23 protein-coding genes and 2 tRNA genes are annotated in these 23,997 nt (G+C 47.1%); 16 read left to right on the plus strand and 9 right to left on the minus strand.

Going from position 1 to position 23,997, the window contains the following annotated elements:
• Positions 1-63: 63 nt before the first annotated feature.
• Both CIB36_RS03950 and CIB36_RS03955 read right to left on the minus strand, forming a co-directional pair.
• Entirely contained in the window at positions 64-1,680 is a 1,617-nt protein-coding gene (locus CIB36_RS03950; RefSeq protein ID WP_093988294.1) for a recombinase family protein, read from the minus strand.
• On the minus strand, positions 1,662-2,135 hold the full coding sequence (locus tag CIB36_RS03955) for a hypothetical protein (protein ID WP_158662574.1): 474 nt from the start codon (positions 2,133-2,135) through the stop codon (positions 1,662-1,664). The genes CIB36_RS03950 and CIB36_RS03955 overlap by 19 nt, the downstream gene beginning before the upstream one ends.
• 105 nt (positions 2,136-2,240) lie before the next feature.
• Between CIB36_RS03955 and istA the strand changes: the two genes are divergently transcribed.
• From istA to CIB36_RS13480, 5 genes are all read left to right on the plus strand, one after another.
• Positions 2,241-3,809, plus strand: coding sequence for an IS21 family transposase (istA, locus tag CIB36_RS03960; RefSeq protein ID WP_093987658.1), 1,569 nt, complete (start codon positions 2,241-2,243; stop codon positions 3,807-3,809).
• A complete protein-coding gene (locus tag CIB36_RS03965) occupies positions 3,799-4,542 on the plus strand; it encodes an ATP-binding protein (protein ID WP_093987802.1) in 744 nt (247 codons plus the stop codon). The genes istA and CIB36_RS03965 overlap by 11 nt, the downstream gene beginning before the upstream one ends.
• A gap of 148 nt (positions 4,543-4,690) precedes the next feature.
• Complete coding sequence (locus CIB36_RS03970; protein WP_229408179.1) at positions 4,691-5,752, plus strand: aspartate-alanine antiporter-like transporter; 1,062 nt, start codon at positions 4,691-4,693, stop codon at positions 5,750-5,752.
• Between the two features lie 79 nt (positions 5,753-5,831).
• Positions 5,832-7,340, plus strand: coding sequence for an alpha-N-arabinofuranosidase (locus CIB36_RS03975; RefSeq protein ID WP_093988297.1), 1,509 nt, complete (start codon positions 5,832-5,834; stop codon positions 7,338-7,340).
• A complete protein-coding gene (locus tag CIB36_RS13480; protein ID WP_093988298.1) occupies positions 7,340-7,591 on the plus strand; it encodes a DUF6171 family protein in 252 nt (83 codons plus the stop codon). Before CIB36_RS03975 ends, CIB36_RS13480 begins: the two co-directional genes overlap by 1 nt.
• A gap of 81 nt (positions 7,592-7,672) precedes the next feature.
• Here the strand turns inward: CIB36_RS13480 and CIB36_RS03985 are convergent, their stop codons facing one another.
• Together CIB36_RS03985 and CIB36_RS03990 are read right to left on the minus strand one after the other, a co-directional pair.
• Positions 7,673-8,065 (minus strand): SLOG family protein, encoded by a 393-nt coding sequence (locus tag CIB36_RS03985; RefSeq protein WP_093988299.1) that lies wholly within the window; start codon positions 8,063-8,065, stop codon positions 7,673-7,675.
• Positions 8,062-8,697: a hypothetical protein gene (locus CIB36_RS03990; protein ID WP_093988300.1), complete on the minus strand. Its 636-nt coding sequence runs from the start codon at positions 8,695-8,697 to the stop codon at positions 8,062-8,064. Before CIB36_RS03990 ends, CIB36_RS03985 begins: the two co-directional genes overlap by 4 nt.
• 179 nt (positions 8,698-8,876) lie before the next feature.
• On the opposite strand from CIB36_RS03990, the gene CIB36_RS03995 reads away from it, so the two are divergent.
• A complete protein-coding gene (locus tag CIB36_RS03995; protein ID WP_093988301.1) occupies positions 8,877-9,770 on the plus strand; it encodes a hypothetical protein in 894 nt (297 codons plus the stop codon).
• 105 nt (positions 9,771-9,875) lie between these two features.
• Here CIB36_RS03995 and CIB36_RS04000 read toward each other — a convergent pair whose 3' ends face one another.
• The 5 genes from CIB36_RS04000 to spoIID all read right to left on the minus strand — a co-directional run bounded on the left by CIB36_RS04000 (position 9,876) and on the right by spoIID (position 12,958).
• A complete protein-coding gene (locus CIB36_RS04000) occupies positions 9,876-10,151 on the minus strand; it encodes a plasmid segregation centromere-binding protein ParR (RefSeq protein WP_093988302.1) in 276 nt (91 codons plus the stop codon).
• Positions 10,148-10,894, minus strand: a complete 747-nt coding sequence (locus tag CIB36_RS04005; RefSeq protein ID WP_456085490.1) for a plasmid segregation actin-type ATPase ParM — start codon at positions 10,892-10,894, stop codon at positions 10,148-10,150. Before CIB36_RS04005 ends, CIB36_RS04000 begins: the two co-directional genes overlap by 4 nt.
• 708 nt (positions 10,895-11,602) lie before the next feature.
• Positions 11,603-11,693: transfer RNA gene (locus CIB36_RS04010), tRNA-Ser, on the minus strand.
• 37 nt (positions 11,694-11,730) lie between these two features.
• Positions 11,731-11,819: transfer RNA gene (locus CIB36_RS04015), tRNA-Ser, on the minus strand.
• A 125-nt stretch (positions 11,820-11,944) separates the two neighbouring features.
• The gene (spoIID, locus tag CIB36_RS04020; protein ID WP_158662575.1) at positions 11,945-12,958 is read right to left on the minus strand and encodes a stage II sporulation protein D; all 1,014 of its coding nucleotides are present in this window, start codon (positions 12,956-12,958) and stop codon (positions 11,945-11,947) included.
• Between the two features lie 190 nt (positions 12,959-13,148).
• On the opposite strand from spoIID, the gene CIB36_RS04025 reads away from it, so the two are divergent.
• From CIB36_RS04025 to pgsA, 10 genes are all read left to right on the plus strand, one after another.
• Positions 13,149-14,519, plus strand: coding sequence for a citrate/2-methylcitrate synthase (locus CIB36_RS04025; protein WP_229408180.1), 1,371 nt, complete (start codon positions 13,149-13,151; stop codon positions 14,517-14,519).
• Positions 14,520-14,665: 146 nt separating this feature from the next.
• Complete coding sequence (locus CIB36_RS04030; protein WP_154824630.1) at positions 14,666-15,991, plus strand: hypothetical protein; 1,326 nt, start codon at positions 14,666-14,668, stop codon at positions 15,989-15,991.
• 18 nt (positions 15,992-16,009) lie between these two features.
• Positions 16,010-16,711, plus strand: coding sequence for a response regulator transcription factor (locus CIB36_RS04035; RefSeq protein WP_093988305.1), 702 nt, complete (start codon positions 16,010-16,012; stop codon positions 16,709-16,711).
• Positions 16,712-16,747: 36 nt separating this feature from the next.
• Positions 16,748-18,208, plus strand: coding sequence for a sensor histidine kinase (locus CIB36_RS04040; RefSeq protein ID WP_093988306.1), 1,461 nt, complete (start codon positions 16,748-16,750; stop codon positions 18,206-18,208).
• A gap of 16 nt (positions 18,209-18,224) precedes the next feature.
• On the plus strand, positions 18,225-19,175 hold the full coding sequence (locus CIB36_RS04045) for a DUF1385 domain-containing protein (protein WP_229408181.1): 951 nt from the start codon (positions 18,225-18,227) through the stop codon (positions 19,173-19,175).
• Between the two features lie 4 nt (positions 19,176-19,179).
• On the plus strand, positions 19,180-20,019 hold the full coding sequence (gene prmC, locus CIB36_RS04050) for a peptide chain release factor N(5)-glutamine methyltransferase (protein WP_093988307.1): 840 nt from the start codon (positions 19,180-19,182) through the stop codon (positions 20,017-20,019).
• 15 nt (positions 20,020-20,034) lie between these two features.
• Entirely contained in the window at positions 20,035-21,210 is a 1,176-nt protein-coding gene (gene recA, locus CIB36_RS04055; protein ID WP_093988308.1) for a recombinase RecA, read from the plus strand.
• A gap of 5 nt (positions 21,211-21,215) precedes the next feature.
• Positions 21,216-21,857, plus strand: a complete 642-nt coding sequence (locus CIB36_RS04060; protein WP_093988309.1) for a regulatory protein RecX — start codon at positions 21,216-21,218, stop codon at positions 21,855-21,857.
• A complete protein-coding gene (gene rimO, locus CIB36_RS04065; protein ID WP_093988310.1) occupies positions 21,842-23,167 on the plus strand; it encodes a 30S ribosomal protein S12 methylthiotransferase RimO in 1,326 nt (441 codons plus the stop codon). The genes CIB36_RS04060 and rimO overlap by 16 nt, the downstream gene beginning before the upstream one ends.
• A gap of 28 nt (positions 23,168-23,195) precedes the next feature.
• The gene (gene pgsA, locus CIB36_RS04070) at positions 23,196-23,762 is read left to right on the plus strand and encodes a CDP-diacylglycerol--glycerol-3-phosphate 3-phosphatidyltransferase (RefSeq protein ID WP_093988311.1); all 567 of its coding nucleotides are present in this window, start codon (positions 23,196-23,198) and stop codon (positions 23,760-23,762) included.
• The last annotated feature ends 235 nt before the right edge of the window (positions 23,763-23,997 follow it).

The following is a 23,997-nucleotide window of genomic DNA, read 5'->3' on the forward strand; positions in this document are numbered from 1 at the left end:
AAAAAAGCAGGTACAGAGAAACACCGACAGCACATGGTCTGCCAGCATTTCTCTGTACCTGCTTTATTGGACAAGGGACTGTGTAATCTCATATCCGCCTACAAATCGGATGCGGATTTCCTCTTTGGATAGGATAGTAATCTGTTCAATGATGCGGTAGGTTAGAGTATCGGAGTATTCATGAATGGCGATGTCATCCGCAGAAATCATCTGTATAATTTCCTGAACCCTGGAGGTTCTGTTTTGGTTTTGCTCAATGGCTTGCTCCGCACGCTTTTTTAGTTGTTTCAGTGAAAGAAGCTCATCATTAACCTGTTGGAGTTTTCTATCCAGGAACTCGTTTTCTTCATCGCCTGCAAGGAGGAGTAGCCGATTGAACTCCCGATTCATTTCAGCTATTTTATTCTGTATGACGATGGGATCGGCACCTGTTTCTGTAACCGTACAATTTACCAAGGTGTTTTGTATGCAAGCGGTGACTTCTTCTTGATGGCTATTTAATAGAGTGTTAAGTGATGCCACTATAGCCTTGTGCAATGCATCTTCAGGAATACTGGGCGAGTCTTTACAGAATTTTTTTCCGAATTCCAAGCGGTTGATGCAGCACCATACAATTTGCTTACGCCCATGAATGTTCCAAGTCACCCGCCGATAATAACAGCCACAGTTTCCACATACCAACCGTTCGGACAGTGCATATTGACTGGTGAATTTTCCTCGATTTGTTTTAGAATGTTTCTGAGTGACGGGGCGTTTGCTTTTTCTTCTTGCGATTTCTTCCTGAACTTGATGGAACACTTCTCTGGTGACAATAGCAGGATGATTGTTTTCTATGTAATATTGAGGTAATTCCCCATTGTTTTTCTGCGGTTTACCTTCTAAGAAATTAGCGGTAAAGGTTTTTTGCAGCAGTACATCACCCATGTATTTCTCATTTTGAAGAATGCGCAGGATAGCCTGCGTTGTCCATTCTTTTTTCCCAGTAGCGGTAGGAAAGCCTTTAGATTCAAGTGTTTCTTTAATCTTGCTCAGGCTATCTCCATTTAAATAATTTTGAAACATCATCCGTATCGCATCGGCTTCCTCTGGAACTATTTCAGGTTGTCCATCTGTGCCCTTTCGGTAACCTAAAAAATTAGTATATCGGAAGGAAAATTTTCCCTGTTTGTATCCCATTCGCTTTCCACGAGCGACATTAAGGCTGATAGATTCGCTCTCTGCCTGAGCAAAGGAACTCAGACAGGTTAAAATCATCTCGCTGGTCATATCCGCAGTATTGATTCCCTCTTTTTCAAAAATCACCGGAATATCAAGACTTTTCAGCATTCGAACATATTGAATGCATTCCAGCGTATTTCGAGCAAATCGAGAAATGGATTTTGTCAGGATTAAGTCTATTTTCTTTTTCTTGCACAGTTCTATCATTTCTAAAAACTGAGTACGTTTTTTCACGTGAACACCGGAAATTCCGTCGTCTGCAAAGATTCCAACCAGTTTCCAATTGTCATGGGAATTGATTTTATTTGTATAATATTCTACTTGAATTTCAAAGCTGCTCTGCTGTTCTTCTTCATCTGTGCTGACCCGGCAATAGGCAGCAACTCGAAGATTCTTTTTGCGCTTTCGGGTATCCTGTAAAAGTGGATTTGCTGGGATTTCCCTTATTCTTTTTTGTTGCATGGCGATTCACCTTCGTTATGGGGATAGATTTGGTTATTGATAAAGCATAATCGAATAGCGCCTGTAGACGATAACAATATGCTTTGTATGCTTTCTCGAAATAGCTTTTCATCTATTTGTTCTAATATGGAACGATTTGAATAAAGCTGTTGCAATTTCAATGTTGCAGGATCGTATTGGATAGGTTCTAAACATTCGTATTGGAGTTGTGCCCTTTCGAAAATAAGGGCTATAATTTCGTCCGGTTCAGCGGATGGCTGATCCATCAGACGGTGGATATCCTGCGTGATTTTTCTGACCTGTATAGGAAGGTGATTGTAATGTGCGATAGGAGTTTGAAAGATATCAGGCTTGCTAATTAATGCGTTTGAATATTTCACGCTATGAGGGCCATCGATACGCTTTTGAGATCCACCAGTACACATAAGTGATCCACCATTGATCAGTTCATGCAATAGATCCGCCCCGATGCCGAGAGGCCAGGTTTTTACTTCAGCTATTCTTTTGTAGAATCTTTATTGGAGAAATAGTCTCCGATTCTATGAAAGGAGGCCGAAAACATGGCCAAAAAGATTAACGTGAAGCTGATACTGGAGCTTCGCAGTGCCGGGATGGGGCGGAATGCAATCGCCGCCAGCAGGCACATTTCAAAGAACTCTGTCGGTGATGTGTTCCACATCGCTGACAGGATGGGCATATCCTATGAGGACATCGCCCAGATGGATGAGGATACGGTTTACCGCAAGTTTTATCCGGACAAGTTTGCCCTGGAAAGCTTGTATGACAAGCCGGATTACGAGTATGTCCATCAGGAACTGAAACGTACGGGCGTGACGCTGAAGCTCCTTTGGCAGGAATACCAGGACAAATGCAGGGCGTCTGGCAACATTCCCATGGGATATACGAAATACTGCCAGGGCTACAGCGAATACACGATTGTAAACAAGCTTACGAACCACCTGGAACATAAGCCCGGCGTTGCTGTGGAGGTAGATTGGTCAGGGCCTACCATGACCTATGTCGACACTTCCACAGGGGAGATCGTAACCGTATACCTGTTTGTAGGGACACTGCCCTACAGCCAGTACTCCTACGTGGAACCCTGCCGGGACATGAAGATGGACAGCTTTATCCGCGCCCACATCCACATGTATGGGTTCTTCGGCGGGGTTGCCACGCGTCTTGTCTGCGATAACCTGAAGACGGGCGTTGTATCCCATCCCAGAGAAGGGGAAGTTGTCCTGACTGCGGATTATGAAGCCCTGGGCAGCCACTACCAGACAGCCATCATGCCGGCAGGCATCTGTAAACCCAAACAGAAAGCTTCCGTGGAAGGCACAGTGGGGAAGATTGCAACAGCGATCATCGCACGGCTGAGGAACGAGACTTTTTACAGCTTTGAGGATCTGAAAGCTGCCGTTGCAAAAAAGCTCTACGGCTTCAACCACGATAGTTTCCAGAAACGTGAAGGGAGCCGCTATGACGCTTACCTGGATGAGAAGCCGTTCCTGCATCCACTGCCGTCTGTCCCTTATGAGATCGCCACGTGGGTCTATGGCAGGAAGGTAAACATCGACTACCATGTCGTCTTTGAGTATAACCGGTACTCTTGTCCTTACCAGTACGCCAGGAAGAGTGTTGACCTAAAGGTTACGGACAGCACCGTGGAGATCTACAGCGGTTCTGCTCGCATAGCCACGCATAACCGCTTCCCGGCTGGCCGGAGGAACCAGTATTCCACCCATCCGGAAGATATGCCGGATAAGTTCAAGTTTTCCCCATGGGATGATATCCGGATCAAAAACTGGGCACGATCCATCGGCGATTATACGGTACAGGCGATTGACCGTATCTTTGAGGGGGTTCCCATAAAAGAACAGGGCTATAACCCTGCGCTGGCCGTCCTGAGACTGAGCAACAAATACTCCGAAGCGCGCCTGGAAGCTGCCTGTGAGTTTGCCATCACCAGCGGGATTAAAAAGCCCCGTTACCACCATCTTAATTCGATCCTTGCATCCAATCAAGATGAGATTTACGTAGAGCGCAAAAAAGCAAATGCAAAGGACCATTCCCAGATGGGATACCTGAGGGGAAGCAGCTATTACGGAGGTGGCAGAGATGATCAATGAAGAGACCAGGCGCAAGCTGCGTGAAATTAATCTGGGCGAGGCAATCAAAGGGCTGGAGGTACAGCAGGCGGATCCTGCGACAATAGCCCTGCCCTTCGATGAAAGGATGCAGCGGCTGGTGGACTACATTTACCAGGAGAAATACAATGGGAAGATACAGCGGCTGATCAAGTCAGCAAAGCTCCGTTTTCCGCAGGCAAACCGGCAGGGAGTCATCTATGCCAGCCGCGGATTAAACAGGGAGCTCATTGAGAACCTGTTCAGTGGCCAGTACATCGGTTTGCACCAGAGCATCATCCTCCAGGGATTTACCGGTTCAGGGAAGACCTACCTGGCCTGTGCCCTGGGAAAAGAAGCCTGCCTGAACCATGTCAGGGTACGGTATGTCAGGCTGCCTGATCTGCTAATGGAGTATGGGGACTCCACCGTAGTTGCCGGGAATCAAAGGAAGCTGCTTGAACGTTACAGCCGGATACCTCTCCTGATACTGGATGAGTGGCTGGTGTCTGACATATCGGATGCGGAACTCTACTTCCTGTTTGAACTTATGGAAAGGCGCTCGGATACAACCTCTACCATCTTCTGTACACAATACCGCAAGGATGACTGGGTGAAACGTCTGGGCGAAGGAGTACGGGCAGAAGCGATTGTAGACCGTTACGCATACACAGCCTTCTGGATTGAAACTGGCAGCACCAATATGAGGGAATACTGTGCCAAGCATAAAAGGTAAAAAACACACCGGTGGATCCCAAAAGCGTATTGCTGGGTCTGAGAGAAAAATCAGTGGGTCTGAGCAAAGCTCAGACCCGGATCCCTTGGCGTGAAATAATCATTATGGTGCTTTGTTTTCGGAAACTATTAGCAAAACAGTGACACAAGTGGCAGCTGATGGAATCATAGTAGACATCAGTGGAAGCGCATTGAAAGTAATTGAGAATGTAGGGTTAGTTTTATTTGTTACTTCGGTGGGTTTTATTGCCGCACCGACATTTTTTGAGAATTTAAAGCAAAACTTTAAATCTTATATTATTTTAGGCATCATAATTATCTTATCAGGTGGATTAGCTTGTCTTTTTTGTTATTTTATTGGTTACGGATCAGAATCTAATCCTGATGAGTTTGTCGCAATTTTATCCGGAATTTTTTCGGGCGCTTTGACCAGCACCCCTGCCTTTTCTGCCGCTAAAGCTTCGGTTGCTGCTGAATATGAAAGTGCAGTTACTGTCGGATATGGTATTGCGTATCTGTTTGGTGTAATCGGTGTGGTATTGTTTGTACAACTAATCCCCAAACTAGTTCATGCTGATATGAAAAATGAAAAAGAAAAGATACTATCCCAAAACACCATAAAGTCTGAACGACGGAAGACATTTAAAAAATGTATATCCATAGATGAATTCGGGCTAATGCCATTTGCATTAACAGTAATGTTGGGAATATTTGTTGGAAACATAAAAATACCTTTGAGTTCGGCCGGTTTTTCAGGAACTACCTTTTCCTTGACAATAACTGGAGGAGCCTTATTAGTTTCCCTGTTCATTGGGCACTTTGGGAAAATTGGCCCGATTAATATGACTGTTAATCCGAAGGTACTAGATATTTTTCGGGAAATGGGATTAATGTTTTTTTTAATAGGTGCAGGAGTTGCAGGTGGAACGAAATTCATACAATATTTTAAATTGATTTATTTTATTTATGGAGTCGTTATTACCGTGATACCAATGGTGATAGGGTATTTGTTTGCCAAATATGTTTTGAAGATAGGTTTGTTGAATAATCTTGGTTCAGTAACAGGAGGAATGACTAGCACCCCTGCTTTAGGAACATTAATACATATTTCTAAAACCAATGAGGTGATAGCAGCGTACGCAGCTACTTATCCAATCGCTTTGATTTCGGTAGTATTGGTGGTTCAGTTTTTTATTATTTTTATTCGGTAAAATAGAAAATGTATTAAAAATAGAATTCTTTTATTTAGAAAATAGATTTCATTAAGTAATCATGAAGGGATGATAAAAAATGACAAAGAAGCTAATCATAAACCCAATAAATAAAAAGTCAGTAATAAACCCAGAAATCTACGGGCATTTTTCAGAGCATTTAGGCCGGTGTATCTATGAAGGCCTCTACGTAGGAGAAAATTCGGATATCCCAAATATAAATGGGATACGAACTGATGTAGTAGAAGCGTTAAAGGCAATGAAAATCCCAGTTCTACGGTGGCCCGGCGGCTGCTTTGCAGATGAATACCACTGGAAAGACGGGATCGGCCCCAAAGAAAATCGGAAAAAGATGATCAATACCCACTGGGGCGGAGTAGTGGAAGACAACAGCTTTGGCACCCATGAATTCATGGAGCTCTGTAACCAGCTTGGCTGCAAAGCATATATCAATGGAAACGTTGGAAGCGGAACCGTACAGGAAATGAGCGAATGGGTAGAATACCTGACATTTTCAGGCCTGTCCCCTATGACAGAATTAAGGAAAGAAAACGGAAGAACAGAACCGTGGACTGTTGACTACTTTGGAGTAGGGAATGAAAACTGGGGCTGCGGAGGAAATATGACCCCGGAGCATTATGCTAATGAGTACCGCAGGTATGCGACCTATTGCCGCAACTATGACTCGAATCAAAAGCTGTATAAGGTCGCATGTGGACCTAATGCGGATGACTATAGCTGGACAGAAGGCGTGATGAAGACGCTGAAGCCATTGGACGGCCACGGAGGGGGACGGCTGAACGGGCTATCATTGCATTATTATACAGTTCCAGGGAAAGAATGGGACCACAAAGGATCAGCCACACAATTTGACAAGGCCGAATATTACCTGACATTGAAAAAGGCTTTAAAAATGGAAGAACTGATCTCTCGCCACGGGGATATCATGAATCAGTATGACCCAGAGAAAACAGTAGGGCTGATCGTAGATGAATGGGGAACGTGGTACGATGTAGAACCGGGGACGAATCCAGGTTTCCTGTACCAGCAGAATACAATGCGCGACGCGCTGGTCGCCAGTGTAACGCTGAATATCTTCCATAAACATTCTGACCGGGTCAAGATGGCGAACATAGCACAATTAGTGAATGTACTTCAGGCGGTGATTTTAACAGAGGGAGAAAAGATGGTGCTGACACCGACTTATTATGTCTTTAAAATGTTCCAGGGGCATCAGGGGGCACAGCTCATCGACAGTTTTATGGAAACAGAAGAGATCGGGACCGGCGGAAACACGGTACCGAATCTGCATGAGTCAGCTTCCATTCAGGAAGATGGGACGATCAACCTGTCGGTAAGCAATTTATCCTCAGACACCAGCTATGAAGTGGACAGTATTATCGTAGAAACAGAGGTCAAAGAAGTAAAGGCTGAGATATTAAGCGGGGCGACAGACGCTTACAATACTTTTGACAGACCGGAACAAATAAAGGCTGAGTGTTACGATAATTATGAAGTGACTGGGAAAGGGATCCGGTTTACGATCCCGGCGTGCAGCATTGTACAGTTTACTGTAAAAACCAAGTGATGGAGCAGAGGATATGCAGGAGATGCCTGTTAAAAGAGTTAGGAGAAGGGTATTTCCAAAATGTATATGAGTATATTAAGAGCCTTCCGGATGAGATGAAGGTATGTGGAGAAGAATACGAAAGAAGGCTGAAAATATGCAGAAGCTGTGAAAATCTAGTAAACGGGATGTGCAGGATATGCGGCTGCTTTGTTGAAACAAGGGCCGTAAAGATATTTTCATATTGTCCAGCTATAAGGAGAATGTGGTAAATTACAAAATATTATCCTCCTCTATAAATATTTTTAGTTTATAACTTAGGCAATATCTCAGTGTCAATGCACTCGCATTGATTACCACATCAGGAAACAAAACAGGTTGTAGCATTCTACTCTGTATATCACAGCCAATACGTTTCTCCGCACAGGAGTCCTCTCACATAGGTAAGAGGACTCCCTTTTTATGAATTGAGCCACAGAAACGAGCTGAATCTCTGGATAGTCCTTCTTCATTTGCAAAACCGTCTCCGCCGCCAGAATATCAAAGCCCGCCATCATACCGTGCAGGAAGAACCGCTTGCCTTCCCCATAGGCTTTGACAATTTCCGCTTCTATCCTCTCACAGAGCAGGGCGGTCTCCTTGAGATCGCTTTCCTCGGGAAGCTTGCCAGGCCGGTGTCCGGTAAAGCAGACGCAGGCTCCACGGTCTGACAAAGCCTTCAATATCTCATTTTTGTCAGTGATCATGTCCGCTTCTTCTCCCGGAAGATTTTTGAGATGATCCCTATTGTATCCACATTAAACTGGCAGTCGTAAAACAGCTTCATCTGTTTCTTGCAGTAGTCCTCAAACTGTTCGTCCAGTTTTTCGTCAAATTCTACCGCTTTCTTCCTGCCGCTCCGGAAACCCAGCAGAAGGTATCCGGTCTGGTCGATCTTCAGCCGCCTGTCTACCGCCTCGATCTTTTGGTACAGCGAGCTGAGAAGCTCAGAATCGCCGTCCTTCCTGACTGCCTCGGCCAGAGCCAGCAGCTTTTCCTGAAACTGTCTGTAGAAAGGGGTATGGGTGACAGAATAATGATCTACTTCTTTTTGCAGGTTATCCGTCTGGATCATGCCAAGCGCCAAGCCTCGCAGATAGGCGGTTTCATTGTTAAACCGTATGAAATCTAAGATTAGATCCAGACACCGATGATAGCTGTAATGTTCGGCTTCATGCTCCTTGCTCAGTTCGTCCTGAATCCGAGCTGTATAGATCGGGTGTTCCTTCGGGTATACGTCAAGCTCCCGTTCCAGAAGCTCCAATTTCTCGGTATTCTGTGTGTCCGGAGTAAGGGAATACAGAGGTTTTGGAGGAAGGGAGCCCGGATTGTAAATCATATGGTATGTTTTCTGGTGCAGAATGATGCTGACAACTTTTCATGTGATTTCAATAAACAGGACGGAAGGGGGGGAATATATTCCTCTATTTTGGAGTGATAGGGGACTAGCGCTAAGCTCTCAAATATTTGGCGGGAAAATATTACCTGCCGTAAATCAATGAAGGAGGTTTTGAACAAATGAAGAAAAAATTGCTTGCTGTTTTGACAACAGTCATGATGGCATTCAGTTTGTTTCCTTCCGTAGTGTCTGCAGCGACTGCTCCAACAGTAAAGGTTGATAAACCGGACGTATTCACAGTTGGTCAAACTGAGGAATTCTCCATTTCTACCACTGGCGGAAGCAAAGCTGGTACCATGGTGAAAGGTTTCTCTACTGTAACCGGCGATACCAGCATTGCGAAGATCGAATACTATGAAACAGCTGACGGCAAATGGTATGAACTCACCGGGGACAGCTTTGGCCCGCAGTCCGGTTTCCCGTTAGGCGACTTCACCAGTAAATTCCGTGTTACCTTTAAAGAAGCTGGTTCTGTGAATGCGAAAATTGAAATCAAAACAACAGACGGTAAAGATGTTCTGGCTGAAACTACAGCAGAATTTAAAGCTGTTCCTGCACCCCATGCCCACACACCTGTTGAGGTAAAGGCTCAGGAACCAACCTGCACAGAAGATGGTAATATCGCTTATTGGTACTGCGCTGACTGCGGTGAATACTTTAGTGATGAGGCTTTGACCAAAGAGATTTCTAAAGAGGACACCGTTGTAAAGGCAGCTGGTCATCACGCAGTGAAAGTTGAAGCAACAGACCCAACTGAAACAGATTCGGGCAACATTGCTTACTGGTACTGTGCTGACTGCGGCAAGTACTTCAGCGATGCAGCTCTGACTAAAGAAATCAGCAGAGATGATACTATGATCCCAGCACTTGGACAATCTAAAGAAAATGAATCTACAGATAACCCTAAAATAGGAGACAGCGGCATGACCTTATGGATCAGCCTGGCAGCTATTTCCGCACTTGGATTAGTTGGTACAATCATTCTCAATAAAAAGAGAAGAACAGGAAAATAAGAGAATATTTTAATAAGAGAGAGCTGGCTGAAAGCAGTTGGCTCTCTCTTGTTGTTTAGATACCTGTGATCTTTCTCCCGATAAATTGACAGGCAAGCATAGCAACTAATCTTTTTCAATCAGGGTATCGAGAAAAGCCAGCATTTCTTTCGGGACTGCTTCTTCCTGTTCCGCGAATGCTTGAACAGGCACAGCTTTGAGTTCTTCCCGCAGCACCCGACGCAATATTTTTTCCAGTTCCTTCTTCTGTTCATTCTCCAAAATCACCCGCACCAGGAAGGCGTTTCTTTGTCCTTCCGGAACGCCCTGCAGGATCTCCCATGCCTTACTGTGCTCCTCATTCCGCAGATTGGGGCGGAATGAAAACCGGGGCCTTGTCATCCCTGTCTCACACCGCCCGAATACTGGTCCAAGATCCGTTCGAATCCTTCGGCGTTTACCTTGTCGTCTAAAAGGGTAAAAGCCCGGCACAAGCCGTCCTGTTCGCTCACGCTGCCCTTGACCACCGTCGCTCCTCCCAGCATGATCACCGGGATAGCTTTAAGGTCAAATCCCGATTCCAGAACTGCTGATATGAGGCGCCGTGTATATATTCGTCCCTGCCTTTGAATGATCCCCTTCACAGTTTTATCCATATTGCAGTCCCTTCCGGCCAGTATTTGTTCCACTTGGGCGTCAGTCACAGACAGCCCGGTATCTCGGCGGACCTGTTCTTTTTCTTCGTCAATACACCGGATCATGCCAAGCTTCAGGTTGCGGCAGGTCGAAGCATTGGGAACACCATTGTCCAGCCGCATGAGATCCACTGTCCAGCCCCCGATGTCTATCAGCAGGACAGACGGCTCATTCCGGATCAGTTCCGGGTGGATAGCGATAGCAGAATACCCCTGCGGGAACAGCTTCACATCTTCGATGGTGATTTTGTAGGGTATTCCCTCAAACTTAAAGCTTACCGGCTGGGAAGAACGGAGAAGATATTCCCGGAAGGGCTTCTTCTCCCGACCAAAGCCTGCCAGAGGCAGCCTGGCTGCAAGCCTGACCGAACACGTTGTGTTTTCTTCCCGATGTCTGATCTCTCTGGCAATAGCTGCCAGGGTAAGCAGATAGTAATTGTCGTTTTCCATTTTGTTGTGCAGGATCGGCTACCTTCCTGTCCCGCACACAAAATACTTCCCGCTGTACTCCAGGGTGTTCTGCAGGGTATATGGCTCATGGGAACACTCCGTAATACCGGCTGGGAAGGACAAATGTCGGGTTTTAATAGCGTAATATCCGTGGTCTATGCCTATGTTCATGGTTTTCCTCATCCTTTCTGTTTGACTGTCGAAAATTGCTTATTGCTTATGTTCAAACAATAGTGTGAAAAAGCACAGTTTTGCACAGCAAAATACAGATCCTGCGGTATGATCTGTAAGTGATTTTTCAGGAAGATATGGCATAAGCTATATTCTTCTTCCCAGCTGGTAAGTGATCAGGGGGGAGAAGCGAAGAACCTCCCTGGTGACCTGCCAGGGAGGTTCTAAAAAAGGGCGCACTGACCCCATGTGATTTGAGGATTTAAAAGCCTTCCTTTGTGAAGAGATCTGTCAATCTATCTATGAAACTGCCGGAAACTTCTACACTTCTGACAGTAGAAAAAAGAGTAAAAACGCAAAAAAGCGGAGCCTCGGGCCTGATTTTTCAGGCTCGAGGCTCCGCTTTCTCGCTATTTGATTCGGTTTTATTTTTAGGCCTCCACGGTAAAATGGTTTTTGGGATTTTGCTTTAAAAAACCCAAAAAACCGCATGAATACTAAGAAAAATGGAGTGACATCTTTTTTGTCACTCCATCATGGCGGAGAAGGGGAGACTCGAACTCCCGCGCCGGTTACCCGACCTACGCCCTTAGCAGGGGCGCCTCGTCACCAACTTGAGTACTTCTCCATTTGTGACGTTGATAAGAACAATATAAACTATATTGTGGCGGAGAGGGTGGGATTCGAACCCACGGTCCCTTGCGGGATCACTGGTTTTCAAGACCAGCTCCTTAAACCACTCGGACACCTCTCCAAGCAGGACTAACCAATAGCTTGGTTAAGCGACGCTTTATATATTATCATAAAATCCCCAAAATGTCAACTCCTTTTTCAAGATTTTTCGGGACGGCACCCGATACATGGGTGCCGTCCCGTTTTCTAAGCAGAAAGGTCGGAAAGGGTTGTTTTTGGGTAATAATGGGCTAGGATCTCCTGATAGGTGCTGCCCTGCCGCGCCATGTAATCGGCACCGTATTGGCTCATCCCAACACCGTGCCCGTATCCCTTGGTAGTAAAGGTGAATTTGTCATCTTTGAAGCTGATCGAAAAATCACTGCTCCGAAGTCCAAACAGCGTCCGAAAGTCCTGACCAGTCATTTCTTTCCCAAGAACTGTTACTGTGGCAACATATCCGCTTGGCGTAATATCAGTGATTTGGAACCATTCTTTTTCCTGATCGGTAAATGTAAGATCTTCATACTTTTCAGTGAGCAGTTTTTTGACCTCTGCGGTGGTGAGGGTCAAGGATTCTTCATAAGAGGGGGAGAGAAGATCTCCTTCACTTTCTGCGGGAACCAAATAGGGAACCTCCTGTCCCCAGACATTTTCTGCTGCCTCTGTATTACCGGCAGAGATCGCGTGAAAGGCGGCGATGATAGGCTCGTCTTCATAGGTCAGGATCTGATTCATGACCTCATTGACACAGCTTTCAATTTTTGAATGGTATTCCTCGTAATGGTCGCCGTATTTTTTCTTCGCCTCTTCTTCGGAACAGTAGGCCTGATGCCGGGAAGGATCTGTAGAGATAGAAGCGCCCTTTAAATCGTCACTGGGGGATTTTTCTTCATTTGCCATGACCCTCAGGGTATAGGTATGCGCTAAGACTGCCTGCGCTTTCAATGCCTCTTTTTCAAAGGTAGCCGGCATTTCGGCAGTGACAACGCCGACGAGATAATCTTTCATGGATAGGGTCTGTGTTTTCTTTTGGTCAGAAAGATAGACCGTGATCTCATCTTCTATTGGGGTGGCCCCGGGCTCTTCGGAAGAAGATGACGTTCCCGCAGCCGCCGGTAAGGAAGCTTCCGGGGAAGCGCCTGTCCGCAATAACGCGGTAAACGGGATCACGGCGATCGCAATAATGAAGAACAAAAACAGATTGATATGACGTTTCATAACTTCCACCATTCAGTTTTTCGGCAAAATTTTGGAAAAACTTTTCCTTTCTAATTATATTATGAAATTCTTTTATGAAATTCCTGCAAAATAATTGACGAATTTTCCATACTGTGGTAAGATGGAAACATCTACCGAAAGAAGTGCGGTAAATGAAGCTGGCGGTCTTGTCCGCGGAGAGGAGTCGTTTATGGGAACAAGTGAAGTTTCAAACCCATTTCATATGGAGGCTATTAAAAATTTATGTGAGGAATATAAAAAATATAACCATATCCCTTCAGAATTATATGAAAGCTTCGATATTAAACGCGGGTTGAGGAATCAAGACGGCACCGGGGTATTGGCTGGCCTGACTCACATCTGTAATGTCCACGGCTACGTGCTCAACGAAGGGGAAAAGGAACCGGTAGACGGGCAGCTGATCTATCGGGGGATCAATATTAACGATATTGTGTCCAACTGTATTGCAGAAAAAAGGTTTGGATTTGAAGAGGTCGTTTATCTGCTGATTTTTGGGAATCTCCCCACCCAAAAACAACTGGAGCAGTTTACCCAGCTGATGAGTGAATCACGGGAATTACCGCCGAACTTTTTTGAAGATATGGTGCTGAAAGCTCCGTCGAATAATGTAATGAATAAGCTGGCAAGATCGGTTCTGGCACTGTATTCTTATGATGAAGACGCAGAAGATGCTTCTTTGGAGCAGGAGATGCGCAAATCCCTGCAGCTGATCGCGCGCCTGCCTAATATCATGGTCAAGGCGCACCAGGTAAAGGTAAGCCATTATGACGGCAAATCTATGGTGCTGCATCCCTTAGTTCCCGGGCAGAGCATGGCGGAAAATATCTTGTCCCTGCTGCGGCTGGACCGGGAATTCACCCCCGAAGAAGCGCGCCTGCTTGATATTTGCCTGATGCTCCATGCCGAACATGGCGGCGGGAACAATTCAACCTTCACCTGCCGTGTGCTGACCTCTTCCGGAACGGATACCTATTCCGCTTATGCTGGGGCGATCGGCTCCTTGAAAGGCTTCCGGCACGGGGGGGCCAATATCAATACCTCCCGGATGCTCAGCTTTATGAAGGAAGGAATCCACAACTGGGAGGATGAAGACGAAGTTGCTGGTTTTTTGAAAAAGATCCTGCTCAAACAGGCGGGAGATGGTACAGGGCTGATTTACGGCATGGGTCATGCGGTATATACCAAGTCTGACCCGCGCGCGTTAATTTTGCGTGAGAATGCTATGAAGCTGGCCCAGGGAACGGAATACGAAGCGGAATTTAAGCTGTTGAGCTTGGTGGAAAAGCTGACTCCGCAGGTGTTCATGGAGGTCAAAGGGGACTGCAAGAGTGTTTGTGCGAATGTGGACCTGTATTCCGGGTTAGTTTACCGGATGCTGAAAATCCCAGAAGACCTGTTTACCCCGTTATTTGCCTGCTCCCGCATGGCTGGCTGGAGCGCGCACCGGATCGAAGAAATGTATAACAATAACCGGATCATTCGGCCGGCTTATAAGGCGATCGCCAGAAAGCGCCCGTATGTTCCGATCTCCAAGCGGTAAAGAATACCGGTACAGAAGTTCTGTACCGGTATTCTTTATCTTTGCACGGCTTTTAAAAGTTTCACAAAAAATCTATACAAATTGGGTGTTGATATGTTATAATAGATTCTATATGAGGATATGTCAGGAAAGGGGGAAGATTGCCATTGAAACGGATTCTAATCGTGTTAGCGTGTATGGTGATTCCCCTTTTTACTGGCTGCGAGCTGACCTTTTCTTCTGTGGACAATCTGATGAAGCCTCCCAAGCTGACCGAAGAGCAAAACCGGATCGACGCTGCGCTTCGCGACAGCGTTGGGGATGCTATCAATTTGGTTTATCCCAAAACAGGGGACTACAAATCTGCATTTATCGTGGAAAATATTGATGATGAGGACAGCACGGAAGCGATTGTTTTCTACAAAACAAATGCCGGAACAGGTTCGGTGCGCATGAACATTTTGGATCAACAGAACGGTGAATGGGTGTCGGTTTGGGACAACACCACAGTCAACGGGACAGAGATCGAAAAAGTTTCCTTTATCAAAACAGGGGGCAGGGTATATCTGGTTTTAGGGGTCAATGTCGCAAGCGCATCGGATAAGACATTGATCATCTATGAATATGCCCAAAGAGTTTTAAAACAGGTATTCACCACAACTTGTGCCAACTTTGCGGTATACGACTTGAACGACGACGGAAATGAAGAGATCATTACCTTGACCCATACCATGTTGAGCGATACGAAAAAGGAAACAACGGCGCAGTTGTATTCCCTTTATCAGGAGGAATGCAGGCAGCTAAGCCAGACAAGGATGGATGAAGAGGTTTCGTCTTATGTGAATATCTTCCCGGGAAAGCTGCCCGATGGGACTCCGGCGTTATTTTTAGATACCCAGCAGGGGGCGGACCAGTATGGGACTGAAATTTTGACAGCAGTAAATAACCGGCTGCAAAATCCGATTTTGATGTATGGACTAAAGGAGAAAACATACCGGTATGCGGGGCTTTCCTCTATGAAGGGGGAGAATGAAAGCTATTTGGTTCCGCAGACCATTACCCTGCCGGGATATTCTGAGGCGGCCGTAGCAGAACAGCCTTACCTAATCAACTGGTACCAGTATGATTCTAAAACCCAAAGCCTCACCGCACAGGATACGACGTATACCAACTATGTGCTGGGATACAGCTTTAAGATCCCGGAAAAATGGCTTGATTCGGGAGAGGGGCAGATCACCGCAAAACGGAATGCGACCAACAACGAGCTGACCTTTTTTATCTATCACGGGGATCTTAAAAACGAGGCGGAAACACTCTTAAAAATCCGCCCGTTTTCCCGTTCTTCCTTGGATCAGGATACATCGCTTCCTTATGGTTATACGATGTTGGGCTCCAATGGACAGATGGTATATGCCTATAATTTGAAAGTGACTCATTCGGAATTTGATCTGACCCCAAACGAGGTCCAGCAGTTATTTTCGATCTTGCAGTAAATGGAGGAAGAACTAGCAATGAAAAAGATTTTAGTGTGTGAAGATGAAGATGTGATCCGCGACTTTGTGGTGATCAATTTGCAGCGTTCCGGATATATTGTAACTGACGTCAGTTGCGGGGAAGACGCCCTGCGCGTATTTGAGGAACAAAACGGGGATTTTGACATTGCCCTTTTGGACATTATGATGCCGGGGATCGACGGGTTTACAGTATGTAAAAAGCTTCGGGAAAAGAGCGCTACCATGGGGATCATCATGCTTAGCGCCAAAACGCAGGAAATGGACAAGGTCGGGGCATTGATGATCGGTGCGGACGACTATGTGACAAAGCCGTTCAGCCCCTCCGAGCTGGTTGCCCGGGTAGATGCGATCTACCGCCGCGTTACCATGGTGAACAACCGTCAAAAAGAGATCTCCCCCATCAAATCCGGCCCGTTTCTCCTTTCTCCCAAAAGCCGTACCTTGACCAAGAACGGGATTCTGGTTGATTTGACACAGGTGGAATACCAGATCATGGACCTGTTTTTGAAAAACAAAAACGTCGCACTGGAGCGGAGCAGGATTTTGGAAGAGATCTGGGGCGACAATTACTATGGTGATATTAAGATCGTTGATGTAAACATCCGCCGCCTGCGCATGAAGATCGAGGACGAACCGTCCAGCCCGAAATATATCCAAACGATCTGGGGCTTTGGCTACAAGTGGCAGGAAGTGGATTAAAGGAAAGAAGATTTCATCAGAAAGGAGGGGCAGAGCATGGCGTACCGCAGTATTACCAAACGTTGGATCATCAACAGCTTAGGGGTGATCCTGCTTGTTTTGGTAGTGGTTACGTTGACAGCCTCCCTGATGATCCACAACTATTATTACACCAGCATGGAACGGGAATTAAAACTGCGTGCGGATTATGGGGATAGTCAGGTACAGGATATGTCCGCCGCCGGAAAGGCAAACTTAAACGCAGAGATCCGAAACTTGGTAGAAGCCTTTGAAGATAAGGATAAAATGGAAATGATGGCGGTCGATCACAACGGAAATATCATTGTGACGTCGAGCGGGTTTTCTTACTTCTCCTCTTACGATATGCCAGACTATGCCGCGACGAAGGAGGATCCTGTCGGGCGGGGAACAAGGGTATATAAGCTGGAAGGCACCAATGAAAAGGTAATGGCGATGACAGTTGTGCTCCCGGTATTCAGCGGGGATGTTTCGGCGGTGCGGTATGTGATTTCGCTGGAAAACGTAGACCGCACTATCCTGACAGTGATCCTGATCCTTTGCGGGGTGATGGTGCTGATCCTTGCCCTGATTTTGGTGACAAGCTCGTACTTTATCCGTTCTATTGTCATTCCGGTCCAGGAAGTGGGAACTGTGGCGCGCGGCTTCGCAACCGGGGACATGAGCGCCCGTATCCTGAAGCGTTCCGACGACGAGATCGGGGAATTGTGCGACATCATCAACTATATGGCGGACGAGATCCAGAACTCAGAAAAGATGAAAAATGAATTTATCTCTTCCGTATCCCATGAACTGCGCACCCCGCTTACTGCGATCAAAGGCTGGGGCGAAACTCTGATGACCATGGGGCCGGACGACCGGCAGATGGTACAGCGCGGGATGCATGTTATCTTGAACGAAACAGAGCGTTTGTCCAATATGGTGGAGGAGCTTTTGGACTTTTCCAGGATTCAGAATGGGCGTTTTACGCTGGTCAAAACCAGGATCGATATTTTGGCGGAGCTTGGCGATGCGGTGCTGATGTATACGGAACGCGCCCGCCGGGACGCCATTCACTTTGAATACAGCGAGCCGGAGAATGTTTCTTATGTGTTTGGAGATAAGAACCGGTTAAAGCAGGTCTTTATCAATGTCATTGACAATGCGCTGAAATATTCGGACCGGGGGGATACCGTCCGCGTTTCGGTAAAAGAGGAAGACGGCTTTATCGAGATCCGGGTGCAGGATACCGGCTGCGGGATCGCGGCGGAGGACCTGCCCAAAGTAAAAGAAAAATTTTATAAAGCAAATTCTACCCGCCGCGGGTCCGGGATCGGGCTTGCGGTGGCAAATGAGATCGTACAGCTTCATGATGGGACGCTGACCGTGGAAAGCGAGTTGGATGTCGGGACAACGGTTATCATCCGGATACCAGTGATGGCAAAGGATACGGAACGCCCCACCCAGATCACTACAGGGGAAAGCGAACCGAACCAATAGAAAGGGGTACAAGTACGTGCCAGAAAAAGAAAAATGCTCCAACTATAAGACCTCGATAGGCGGACAGGCGTTGATCGAAGGGGTTATGATGCGCGGTGTGCGCCAAACAGCAATGGCGGTCAGAAAGCCGGACCAAAGCATTGACGTGGAGGTTTGGGACAACCGTGCCAAACCCGGGTCAAGCAGATGGAAACGGATCCCGTTTGTGCGCGGAATTTTCAATATGATAGACAGCTTGCTGATCGGCTACCGCTGTTTGATGAAATCCGCCGAGGTTTCGGGAATGGAACTGGAGGAAGAAGAGCCTTCCAAATTTGATCTGTGGCTGGAAAAGCACTTTGGGGATAAGCTGATGAAATATGTCAGCTGGCTCAGCGCGATTTTAGGAGTCGTGCTGGCTGTGGTGCTTTTTATGCTGCTGCCTACGGTGGTTGTATGGGGGCTGGATAAGCTGTTCCCGGTCGGTGTTTGGAAGGGCTTGATTGAAGGAGTTATTAAAATCGTTATCTTTATCCTCTATATGTATTTGGTCGGGAAGATTCCGGATATGCGACGCATGTTCCAGTACCATGGCGCGGAACACAAAACGATCGCCTGCTATGAAGCGGGAGAGGAACTGACAGTAGAAAATATCAAAAAGCATTCCAGATTTCACCCAAGATGCGGCACCAGCTTTTTGATTTTAGTATTGATTTTGGGGATTTTGATCTTCTCGGCTGTGACATGGAGCAATCCTCTGATCCGCACACTGCTGAAGCTGGCGCTTTTGCCGGTGGTGATCGGGATCGCTTATGAGTTGATCAAGCTTGCAGGGCGGTACGACAACCTGTTCACCAAGATCATTTCTTTCCCCGGCCTAAAGCTGCAGCATCTGACCACTAACGAGCCGGATGGCGATCAGATCGAAGTGGCGATCGCTTCGTTAAAGCCGGTGCTTCCTCAAACTGAAGGGGAGGACCGCTGGTAAGCATATGAAGCTGAAAGAGTTTTATCGGCAGACCGTACGAACGCTTCAGGAATCCGGGATAGAAAACGCGCGTTTTGAAAGCCGTCAGCTTTTAACAGGGCTGTTTTCGCTGAAAGAAACGGATCTGCTTTCCGACAGGATAGAGATAACGCCGCAGCAGCAGGCGACAGTGGAAAACTGCTGCCGAAAGCGCTGTAACGGGTATCCGCTTCAATACCTGCTAGGCGAGTGGGAATTTTACGGGCTTCCGTTTGATGTGGGGGAAGGTGTTTTGATTCCCCGCCAAGATACGGAAACCTTGTGCGAATGGGTGCTCCAAAGCTGTTCAAAGCATCAGCCGGAACGGATCATCGACCTGTGCAGCGGAAGCGGTTGCATTGCCGTTACGTTGGCAAAGTACCTGACCAAAAGCCGGGTGTTCGCTTTGGAAAAGTCAGAAAAAGCGGCGGAATACTGCCGGCGAAACATTGAAAAAAACAGGGTGCCAGTCACCTTGCTGCAAGACGACGCAATCTCTCCGTCTACCTTGGAAACTGGGTTTGATCTGATCGTATCAAACCCGCCTTATATCTCGTCAAAGGACCGGGAAAAACTGCAAAAGGAGCTTTCTTATGAACCGGAAGAGGCCCTGTTTGCAGAGGAAGAGGGGCTTTTTTTTTACCGGAAACTGACAGAGGTCTGGAAAGAGCGTTTAAAGCCCGGCGGAGGGCTTATTTATGAAGTAGGGATCCATCAGCATCAAGCTGTTTGCGATATATTAGAGGGACATGGGTTTGAATCGGTGGGCACACAAAAAGATTTGTGCGGCATTGACCGAATTGTTTTTGGAAAAAGACCTGATTGATAGGAGGAAATAAAAATGGCAGTAAAACCAAAATCAAAGCCGGCAGTGGAACAGGTGGCGGCTAGCGAGCGGAAAAAGGCGTTGGACAACGCGATCAGCCAGATTGAAAAGCAGTTTGGCAAGGGCGCTGTGATGAAACTGGGTGAAGCGAAAACCATGAATGTGGATCATATCTCTACTGGTTCTTTGGGGCTTGACATGGCGCTGGGGATCGGCGGGGTACCGCGCGGAAGGATCGTTGAGGTGTATGGGCCGGAATCTTCCGGGAAAACGACGGTTGCTTTGCAGATCGTAGCAGAAGCGCAGAAAGAAGGCGGGGAAGCTGCGTTTATCGACGTAGAGCACGCTTTGGACCCTATTTATGCCAAAGCTTTGGGGGTTGATATTGATTCGCTTTTGGTTTCCCAGCCGGATACCGGGGAACAAGCGCTGGAGATCATGGAGGCCCTCATTCGCTCCGGAGCGATCGATGTGATCGTTTTAGACTCTGTTGCCGCTATGGTGACCCGTGCTGAAATTGATGGGGAAATGGGCTCCAGCCACGTTGGCTTACAGGCGCGGCTGATGTCCCAAGCATTGAGAAAATTGACCAGTGTGATCTCCAAATCTAACTGTGTGGCGGTATTTATCAATCAGGTCCGTGAAAAGATCGGCGTGATGTACGGCAATCCGGAAACAACTCCCGGCGGCCGGGCATTGAAGTTCTATTCCTCTGTCCGAATCGAAGTTCGCAAAGGCGAGGCGATCAAAAATGGTTCCGAAATCATCGGAAATAAGACCAAGTGTAAGATCGTGAAAAATAAAGTAGCTCCGCCATTTAAAGAAGTAGTGTTTGACATCATGTATGGAGAAGGCGTTTCCCGCGAGGGGGAGATCATTGACTTTGCGACTGACCTTGATATTATCCATAAAAGCGGCGCATGGTTCAGCTATAACGGTGAGCGTTTGGGACAGGGACGTGACAAGGTGAAGATCCTGCTGAAAGAAAACCCACAGCTTTGCGAAGAAATTGCGCAGAAAATCCGTGACCATCAGAAAGAGGCGTTGGACGCTGCTTCTAAAACAGCTAAATCAATGCCCGACCCAGCTCCTGCTGCTGGAGCTGCAGAGGAAAAGGGCGCCCCGGCTTCTAAACCGGCAAATGATAATCTATTTATGGATATTGACCCGGATGACGAGGATTTTGAATAATTCCGATGAAAATTACAGAGATCGAGAAAAAAAGCAAGACGCGGTATACCGTTTATGTTGACGGAGAATATTTTTATATTCTGGATGCGGAGATTTTGACGGAGCACCATGTCCGGGCAGGCATGGAGGTAACCGAAGCTTTTCTGGAACAGCTAAAGGCAGCCGCCCAGCTGCGCCGTGCCAGGGAGCGGGCTTTTTACCTGTTGTCTTACCGGGATCATTCCGAAAAGGAGTTGTATCAAAAACTGCGGCGGAACGTTTCGGACGAGGCGGCCGCCCACACGGTGGCCAAGATGCTGGAGCTTGGGCTTCTAAACGATGAACGTTATGCGGAGAAGCTGGCGGACTATTATTTAAACCAAAAGCAGTGGAGTGAAAAGAAAAGCCTTTATGAGATGCGGCAAAAAGGGATCCCGGACGAGGTGGCCCGTCTTGCGTTAGAGGCTTGTGAAGTACAGCCGGAAGATCAGATCCGCCGGCTGATTGATACGAAATATGCCCGCTATCTGGGTGACCCAAAAGGCAACCAAAAGGTCATTAACGCACTGCTCAGGCTGGGGTTTTCCTATGGGGATGTCCGGGCTGCGGTGCGGGAGTACTTGGAGCAAATAGAGTTGGAGGAAGAAGACGAATGGCAATACGAGTAGGGATGGTTTCCCTGGGATGTCCAAAAAACCAGGTGGATGCAGAAATGCTGTTGGACCGGTTACAACACAAAGGATATAAGTTGGTATCGGACACTGGGAATTGTGATGTTGTAGTGATCAATACCTGTGGGTTTATCCAGTCCGCCAAGGAAGAAGCCATTGAAAATATTATCGAGTTCATCAACCTGAAAAATGAAGGCCGCATCAAGGCCATTATCGTGACAGGTTGTTTGGCGGAACGCTACCGGGAGCAGATCTTGGAAGAGATGCCTGAAGTAGACGCTGTGGTAGGGATTGGCTCGAATGAGAAGATCTGCGATGTGATCCAGTCGGCCTTAGCGGGAAAAAAGGTGCAGCGTTATGGTGCAAAGGAAGACCTGCCGCTTTGCGGTGGGCGTGTTATCTCCACCCTGCCGTATTACGCTTATTTGAAGATCGCGGAAGGCTGTGACAATTGCTGCACCTACTGTGCGATTCCGGAAATTAGGGGGCGTTTCCGATCTAAGCCTATGGAAGATGTGCTGGAGGAAGCACGCTGGCTGGCAAAAGAGGGGGTCAAAGAGCTGATCCTTGTTGCACAGGATACGACCCGTTACGGGGAAGACTTATATGGGGAGTACCGCCTTGCGAAGCTGCTAAAGGAACTGTGTAAGATCGATGGGTTCCAGTGGATTCGGGTGCTTTATTGTTATCCGGATAAGGTGACCGATGAATTGATCGAAGTGATGGTAGCGGAAGAAAAGGTTGCAAAATACATAGATTTACCGCTTCAGCACTGCAATGATGATATTTTGCGGAAGATGAACCGCCCGATGAACAAACAGGATACCGTCGCCCTGATACAGAAGCTGCGGCAGAAAATTCCGGGGCTGACGCTGCGCACTACCTTGATTTCCGGCTTCCCGACCGAAACGCAGGAACAGTTTGTGGAACTGGTAGAATTTGTGAAAGAGATGAAATTTGACCGGTTAGGCTGTTTTGCATATTCCGAGGAGGAGGGAACCGTTGCGGCGCAGATGTCGCCGCAGGTTGATGAAAAAATCAGGGAACGGCGTGCCGAGATCATCATGGAGGAGCAGATGACCATTATGGAACGCGCCAACGAAAAGATGATCGGGAAAGTTGTCACGGTGGTGCTGGAGGGCGCTGACAAGCTGGCGGAATGCTATTTTGGAAGAAGTGAGGCAGACGCGCCGGATATTGACGGAAAAATTTTCTTTACCTCAGACAAACAGCATACCATGGGCGATTTTATCCAGGTAAGGATCGACGAAGTATGTGATTATGACTTAGTGGGAGAAGAAGTATAGGCCTTGCTGCCTGAAAGGAAGGAAACATATGAATTTACCGAATAAGTTAACGCTGCTGCGGGTAATTCTGGTACCGTTTTTTGTGGCATTTCTGTTGATCAGCCAAATCCCGTATCATTATCCTCTGGCGCTGCTCGTGTTTGCAGTGGCGGCGATTACCGATGCCTTGGATGGAAATATTGCACGAAAGCATGGTTTGGTGACTACCTTTGGGAAGTTTTTAGACCCGTTGGCAGATAAAGTTTTGGTACTGTCTGCTTTGATTTGTTTTATTTCGCTGGGGGTGTGCAGCCCGGTAGTGGTGATCATTGTAGTGACCCGTGAATTTTTGGTGACCTCTCTGCGGCTGGTTGCGGCGGCGGATGGCACAGTCATCGCGGCAAGCATTTACGGCAAGGTAAAAACTGTGGTGCAGATGGTGTCTATTGTGGCGATTTTACTGCTGTTTTCTGTGAATGAGATTGGTAATCTGGGACTGGAAAGTGCGATTGAAATGACCGGGAATATTTTAATGTGGATCACCGCAGTGGTGACAGTAATTTCTGGGATTGATTATCTGGTGAAGAACCGCAGCTGCATCAATACCACAAAATAAACTTGAAAAATCTGGCACATTGTGTTAGAGTATATACATATCATATAGAAATGCGAAGAAAAGAAAGAGTAGCCTCTTTTCCCCCTACAGAGAGCGGACCTCACCGGCTGAAAGGGCCTGCGGGATCGGGTGGAGTGCGAAGTGCGTCTTGGAGCAGGCAGGGGAACAGAAAATTTTTCTTACTACTACTGCACGTTTCGTCCGCGTTATCGGACGGTTTGATAAGTGATAAATT

The sequence above is a fragment of the Massiliimalia timonensis genome (genome assembly GCF_900186585.1).
Classification (GTDB): domain Bacteria; phylum Bacillota; class Clostridia; order Oscillospirales; family Ruminococcaceae; genus Massiliimalia; species Massiliimalia timonensis.